The organism is Acidobacteriota bacterium (genome assembly GCA_040756905.1).
Lineage (GTDB): Bacteria > Acidobacteriota > Aminicenantia > JBFLYD01 > JBFLYD01 > JBFLYD01.
The window spans coordinates 1-6,012 of the sequence record JBFLYD010000055.1 but is presented as its reverse complement, the minus strand read 5'-3'; the positions used below and the strand labels follow the sequence as shown (position 1 = coordinate 6,012).

Here is a 6,012-nt window from a genome sequence, read left to right as displayed (position 1 = left end):
GAAGTTGCTTAGCCATAATTTAAACCTCCTTTATCGAAAGAAGGTTTAAATCATAGCGTGTCCAAAAAGTCCACTTTTAAACTTTAAATCATTGAATAATAGTCCATTTTTAATTTTTAGTTGACAAGCCCATAATCAAGTATTGACTTAATAATTAAAAGGTTATAAATTCTCATATTTAAAATGAATGTTCATCCAAATTTAATTGATTTAATTGGAAATACACCTATGGTAAGATTGAAAAATTTTAAACCTTCCAGAGATATTGAAATTCTTGCCAAGCTTGAAGGATTCAATCCTTCAGGTTCTCTAAAAGACAGGATCGTTAAATCCATAATTGAAAATGGTGAAAAGGAAGGAAAGTTGAATAAACGGAAAATCATAGTTGAAGCATCAAGTGGAAATACAGGAATTTCACTGGCGATGTTTGGAGCAGTAAAAGGATATAGAGTAAAGATATTTATGCCTGAGAATAAAAGTATCGAAAGGAGAAAAATGATTAAATACTGGGGGGCAGAACTTGTTCTTACTCCAGCTGATGTTCCTCATAGTCACATTAAAGCTGTGGAATCTCTGTTGGAATCAGACCCTGAAAGTTATTATTATTTAAACCAGAACGGAGATTCTAAAAATGTAGAAGCTCATTATTCAGGAACCGGCGAAGAAATATTGAAACAGACAGGTGGTGATATCAGTGCTGTTGTTGCAGGTCTCGGAACAGGAGGAACTTTAATGGGGATAGCAAAGAGATTAAAGAAATACAGTGATAAAATTAAAGTTATAGCAGTAGAACCAGAAAAACCTGAAAGTAAAATAGAGGGGCTTCTTCATCTGAATGGCTCATATATTCCTCCAATACTTGAAATGGATTATATTGATGAAAATATTAGAGTTCCTGATGATAAAGCATTTGAGTTTACAAAAAAGATTTCGATGTTAGAGGGATTGTTTGTAGGCATTAGCTCAGGAGCTGTTCTTTATGCTGCGCTTAGAATTTCCAATAAAATCAAGAAAGGAAACATAGTAGTTGTCTTTGCTGATAGAGGAGATAGATATATTAGTACCTCCTGAAGGAATAGTATCTCCTGAGGATTGCATAGAGGAAAAAAATTTATGTTGAATTCATGGAAGAATTGAAAAAAAGAGATATAATCATTCTTGAAGATTCTGAAATAATTTAATAAAAATAAAACAATATAACTGGAGTTCAGAAACATCAAGGAGATAAGTTATATCAATATTTGAATATTGTCTTTAATAAAAAAATACATTATAAATCAAGAAGGGAGAGAAAATGAATAAAATTGAAATTGTATTGGTAATAATTGAGATACCCAAGGGAAGCAGGAACAAATATGAATTTGATAAAGACAAGAAAGTTTTCAAGCTTGATAGAATGCTTTTTTCATCAATGCATTATCCAAGTGATTATGGGTTTATCCCAGAGACTTTAGCAGAAGATGAGGATCCTCTCGATGCATTGGTATTATTGGGTGAACCTACATTTCCAGGTTGCATGATTGAGGCAAAGCCCATCGGTCTTTTCAAGATGAGAGATGAAAAGGGACTTGACCATAAAATTCTCTGTGTTCCAGTGAATGACCCACAATGGAATTATATAAATAATCTTTCTGATGTCCCTCCGCACCTTCTGATTGAAATTGAACATTTCTTTGACGTTTACAAAGAATTAGAAAAGAAGAAAACCGCAGTTGAAGGATGGGAAGATGTGGATTCAGCAAAAAAAATAATTAAAGAAGCTCAGGAAAGATTTAAAAAATAATAATTTTTCTCATCAGGTTAGAGTTTTAAAATAAAGGTTTTTCTTTTTTATTCATTATTATTTATATGCAAAAATAATTCTGCAGTATAATCTGAATATCAATGAAGGAGGAGCTTATTATTATGATAAGAAGAGAGAATTTAATATTTTTATTAATTTCTATTATCCTATTAAATTTGGGGTTGTATGCATCTGAAAATAAGAGTGTTTCTCCTGAACAATTGATCTTAAAATCTTTAGAATTACAGAAAAATGTGAGAGAAGAATTAAACACTATTAGATGTAAAAGAGTAGAAATAATGGAAGATCTTGATGAGAACTGGAATGTGAAAGAAGTTCGAACAACAACTTATTTGACGATTGTAAAATATTTAGAAAAAGGAAGGCTTTTAAAAGAAACAATAGAATCAATTATCGAGGGTGGTAAGCCATTATCTAAAGATAAAATTCAGAAACAGCAGGAGAAATTGAACAAGGTCAGTATTGAGCAAAATAAAAAGACACTCGGTCTTATTAAAGAAAAAGAAAAGAGAGAAAGTTTTTCGGTGAGTCTTACATCTGATAAATTAAAAAAATATAAACTAACAATAATTGGCGAAGATATAAAAGAAGGTCATAAATGCTGGAAAATTAAAATGGAACCTTTGGAAGAAAATATGGATATAATTGATGGAATCTGTTGGATCGAAATCGATAGCAATCAGATGATTTCTATGGAGGGGAAACCAGCAAAAAATCCTCCAAAGATAAAATCAATGAGTTTTAGAATCTTAAATGAAAAATCTTTAAAAGATCTTTACCTTACAAAAGAAATTGAATTTACTTTTTTTGTTGAATTCTTACTTTTTAAAAAAAGATACAGAGTAGAGATGAGATATGAAAATTATGAGATTTTAAATGATTTAGGAACTGATTTTTTTATTAAGTGATGTTTACAAGAATTTTATTGGAATTTTTTCTATTTTTTTATATTTTGCATTAAATTTCATTTGTAACCTTTCAATTTTAATAGATTTATTTATAAAAAGTTAAAACTTTTCTCCCTCTGCCTCCCTTATATGACTTCCTACTGGACGGATTCTTGTCCACATATTGTAAAAAAATAAAATTATTCCTGTAGCTTCGCCGAGGGAGCCAAGAATTATCAATCCACTTAAAACAAATGAACTTAGAAAGGAATTTAATATTTCTGAAATAGTTCTTATGATAATTGAGATTGCCATAAGCCAGAAGATAAATAAAGCTCGCTGTGGACTGTAATGTTTATCTTCTTTTGAAGGCCTTGGAAACATCCATTGAGCAACTCCAAATATCATCATCATTACAAATCCTACAAGTATTACATGAGTATGGGCTGTGATAATTTGAGAGTCAGGATATTGCCCGGGAATTTCCTTTATTATTAACATGTAAAACCCTGAGATTATCCCAGTAAACAAAAATACAATGCTTGTTTTAATATAATATCTAACAATTGTATGCATCTTTTTTCCCTCCTTTAATTCCCCTTTCCTTTAACCCTGAGTATTAAATTTTAAATTATTAATTAAATTGAAAAAATACCGAATGTCAAGAACCATTATTTCTATGAACTTTTTTGTTTCATGATCTTCTTCAAAGGTATTTTCTGTTGTTTTTTATCAGTGGCTGTGGTATAAGAGTTATTAATTTTTAGGAGGGTTTATGACAAAAGAAAGACATTTATTTACCTCAGAATCAGTAACCGAAGGTCATCCTGATAAAATTGCTGACCAGATTTCCGATGCTGTTTTAGATGGAATATTAGAGCAGGATCCAGATGGAAGAGTTGCGTGTGAAACTCTTGTTACCACTGGGTTAGTCTTTATAGCAGGGGAAATAACAACTTCAGGATATGTGGATTTACACAAGATTGTTAGAGAAACGATCATGGAGATTGGATACACAAGAGCAAAATTTGGTTTTGATTTTGAAACGTGTTCTGTCATTTCTTCAATTCATGAGCAGGCTCCAGATATTGCTATGGGAGTGGATGTGGGTGGAGCTGGAGACCAGGGAATGATGTTCGGGTACGCCTGCAGAGAGACAGATGAGCTTATGCCATTGCCAATAATGCTTGCCCATAAACTCGTCAAGAGATTATCACAGGTTAGGAAGGAAGGGATTCTTGAATATTTAAGACCTGATGGGAAAAGTCAGGTTACAGTGGAATACGAAAATGGAAAACCCATTAGAGTTGACACAATCGTAATAGCTGCCCAGCATTCACCTGCTGTAACTCAATCAGAGTTAAGAGAAGACATCATTGAACATGTTATTGAATTTGCAATTTCCCAACAAATGAGAGATGAGAAAACAAAAATTTTCATTAACCCCACAGGAAGATTTGTGATGGGAGGGCCGATGGCTGATACAGGGGTTACAGGAAGAAAAATAATGGTTGATACATACGGAGGGAAGGCAACTCATGGAGGAGGATGCTTCTCAGGGAAAGATCCTACTAAAGTGGATCGCTCAGGAGCATACATGGCAAGATACATTGCAAAGAATCTTGTTGCATCGGGAATAACTGATGAAGTTGGAGTTCAGCTTGCTTATGCGATAGGAGTTGCAGACCCTGTTTCGATTATGGTTGACACTTACGGGACAGGTAAAATACCAGATAAGAAAATCGTAGAAATCGTAAGAGAAAATTTTAAGTTAACTCCATTAGGAATGATCGAGAGTTTAGATTTAAGAAGGCCGATTTACAAGAAAACAGCTGCATACGGGCATTTTGGAAGGAATGACAAAGATTTTACATGGGAGAAAATTGATAAGGCTGAAAGACTCAAAAGAGAAGCAGGCCTAAAATAGATTAAGGTTTGAAAATGAAATATGATATAAAAGATAAAAGTTTGGCTTCGGATGGAAAACTGAGAATAGAGTGGGCAGAAAGACACATGCCGGTATTAAAAAAAATAAGAGAAAGGTTTACAAAAGATAAGCCTCTCAGAGGAGTGAAAATCTCTGCTTGCTTGCATGTTACTTCAGAAACTGCAAATTTGATGAAAGCCCTAAAAGAGGGTGGCGCAGCTCTCGTTCTTACCGCATCTAACCCATTATCGACTCAGGATGAGGTAGCTGCCTCAATAGTAGTGGATTTAGGAATACCTGTGTTTGCAATAAAGGGAGAAAATAACAATACTTATTACGAACACATAAACTACGCCTTAGATTTGAAACCAATGATTACTATGGATGATGGAGCTGACCTTGTTACTGAAATTCATTCAAAGAGGAAAGAGCTCCTGTCGAATGTTGTGGGTGGAACGGAGGAAACAACCACTGGTGTTACAAGATTGAAAAGAATGGCAGAGCAGGGAGTTTTATACTACCCAATAATCGCAGTTAATGATGCTATGACAAAACACCTTTTTGATAATCGGTATGGAACAGGCCAGAGCACGGTTGATGGAATTCTCAGATCCACAAACATTCTCCTCGCAGGAAAAAGATTCGTTGTCTCTGGGTATGGAATGTGCGGAAGAGGAGTTTCTATGAGAGCAAAAGGCGCAGGAGCTAATGTGATTATAACTGAAGTATCACCCCTTAGAGCTTTAGAGGCTTTAATGGATGGTTTTGAAGTTATGTCGATGGATGAAGCTGCCGGAATAGGAGATGTATTTGTTACAGTTACTGGAAATAAAAATGTGATAAGAAAAGAGCACTTTTTAAAAATGAAAGATGGTGCGATAGTTGCCAATTCAGGACACTTTAATGTTGAAATAGATTTGAACTCTTTGGAGGAGATAAGTAAATCAAAAAGAAAAGTCAGAGAATTTGTAGAGGAGTATACATTGAGAAATGGAAAGAAAATATTTTTACTCGGAGAAGGAAGGTTAATAAATTTAGCTGCAGCAGAAGGACATCCTGCAGCTGTAATGGATATGAGTTTTTCAAATCAGGCCCTCTGTGTTGAATATATATCCAAGAATTTCAAGAAGTTAGAAAAGAAAGTTTATCCTGTTCCGAGGGAAATAGATGAGGAAGTCGCTTCTCTTAAGCTTTCTTCGATGGGAATAAAAATTGATACATTAACCATAGAACAGATAAATTATCTTAAGGAATGGAAAGAAGGAACTTAATACAAACGCATTAAATAAATTGTAGGGCAACCCTTTAGAGCCTGCCCCGAACTTGATTCGGGGGTTGCTTAATGCAAGGCTAAAGCCTTGCCCTACATGTAACAATATTTTATGCGTTTGCTA

6 protein-coding genes are annotated in these 6,012 nt (G+C 33.9%); 5 read left to right on the top strand and 1 reads right to left on the bottom strand.

Annotated features, from left to right (window positions below; all coding sequences use genetic code 11):
* Window positions 1-183 precede the first annotated feature (183 nt).
* The 3 genes from AB1410_09475 (at window position 184) to AB1410_09465 (ending at window position 2,712) form a co-directional block, all read left to right on the top strand.
* Window positions 184-1,071 carry a PLP-dependent cysteine synthase family protein gene (locus AB1410_09475; GenBank protein MEW6456924.1) on the top strand — a complete coding sequence of 296 codons (888 nt, stop codon included), beginning with the start codon at window positions 184-186 and terminating at the stop codon, window positions 1,069-1,071.
* A 223-nt stretch (window positions 1,072-1,294) separates the two neighbouring features.
* Entirely contained in the window at window positions 1,295-1,783 is a 489-nt protein-coding gene (locus AB1410_09470) for an inorganic diphosphatase (GenBank protein MEW6456923.1), read from the top strand.
* A 122-nt stretch (window positions 1,784-1,905) separates the two neighbouring features.
* Window positions 1,906-2,712: a hypothetical protein gene (locus AB1410_09465; protein ID MEW6456922.1), complete on the top strand. Its 807-nt coding sequence runs from the start codon at window positions 1,906-1,908 to the stop codon at window positions 2,710-2,712.
* A gap of 99 nt (window positions 2,713-2,811) precedes the next feature.
* Here AB1410_09465 and AB1410_09460 read toward each other — a convergent pair whose 3' ends face one another.
* Window positions 2,812-3,267, bottom strand: a complete 456-nt coding sequence (locus tag AB1410_09460; protein ID MEW6456921.1) for a cbb3-type cytochrome c oxidase subunit I — start codon at window positions 3,265-3,267, stop codon at window positions 2,812-2,814.
* 199 nt (window positions 3,268-3,466) lie between these two features.
* Between AB1410_09460 and metK the strand changes: the two genes are divergently transcribed.
* Entirely contained in the window at window positions 3,467-4,618 is a 1,152-nt protein-coding gene (metK, locus tag AB1410_09455; protein MEW6456920.1) for a methionine adenosyltransferase, read from the top strand.
* A 14-nt stretch (window positions 4,619-4,632) separates the two neighbouring features.
* Window positions 4,633-5,889, top strand: coding sequence for an adenosylhomocysteinase (ahcY, locus tag AB1410_09450; GenBank protein ID MEW6456919.1), 1,257 nt, complete (start codon window positions 4,633-4,635; stop codon window positions 5,887-5,889).
* Window positions 5,890-6,012 lie beyond the last annotated feature (123 nt).

What these genes read in the sequence shown, in the direction of transcription:
- AB1410_09475 (MEW6456924.1), top strand. Translation starts at nt 184, where the DNA reads ATGAATGTTCATCCAAATTTAATTGATTTAATTGGAAATACACCTATG.
- AB1410_09460 (MEW6456921.1), bottom strand. Translation starts at nt 3,267, where the DNA reads ATGCATACAATTGTTAGATATTATATTAAAACAAGCATTGTATTTTTG.
- metK (MEW6456920.1), top strand. Translation starts at nt 3,467, where the DNA reads ATGACAAAAGAAAGACATTTATTTACCTCAGAATCAGTAACCGAAGGT.
- AB1410_09470 (MEW6456923.1), top strand. Translation starts at nt 1,295, where the DNA reads ATGAATAAAATTGAAATTGTATTGGTAATAATTGAGATACCCAAGGGA.
- AB1410_09465 (MEW6456922.1), top strand. Translation starts at nt 1,906, where the DNA reads ATGATAAGAAGAGAGAATTTAATATTTTTATTAATTTCTATTATCCTA.
- ahcY (MEW6456919.1), top strand. Translation starts at nt 4,633, where the DNA reads ATGAAATATGATATAAAAGATAAAAGTTTGGCTTCGGATGGAAAACTG.